1 protein-coding gene is annotated in these 330 nt (G+C 55.5%); it reads right to left on the bottom strand.

The window, feature by feature from the left end; all coding sequences use genetic code 11:
- Positions 1-66: 66 nt before the first annotated feature.
- The coding region (locus ACXIUA_RS01535) for a hypothetical protein (RefSeq protein WP_457975947.1) at positions 67-330 on the bottom strand (264 nt) is incomplete at its 5' end.

Genomic DNA, 330 nt, shown 5'->3' with positions numbered 1-330 from the left:
GGCAGACAGGTAGCCCTGTCTCTTATACACATCTGACGGCCGCCAAAGAATTTTCATCTACCCCGCTCACAGGTCCCCACCTCCTAGAATTTCTTGACGAATCGCCGCTAAATCATCGCTGGTTGTTGAACGTGAAATTTCATCCACGCTCTGGGAAAGCGGATCGCCGCCGAGCTTAGATAAAAGGGTTGCGCGCTGGCCGGTAATCTTCAGGGCCTGCCCTACAGCGGTTGAATCACCGCGGGCGGCCTGCTTCCAAATCGCCTTCAAAAGGGAATCCAGCCGGGACAGCTCGAGGCGGATACGAATATCAGGCGACTCCGAGCTCAT

Source organism: Corynebacterium sp. UMB8791, from assembly GCF_054166365.1.
The sequence above is the reverse complement of the archived record's forward strand: the minus strand, read 5'-3'. Positions and strand labels throughout refer to the sequence as shown.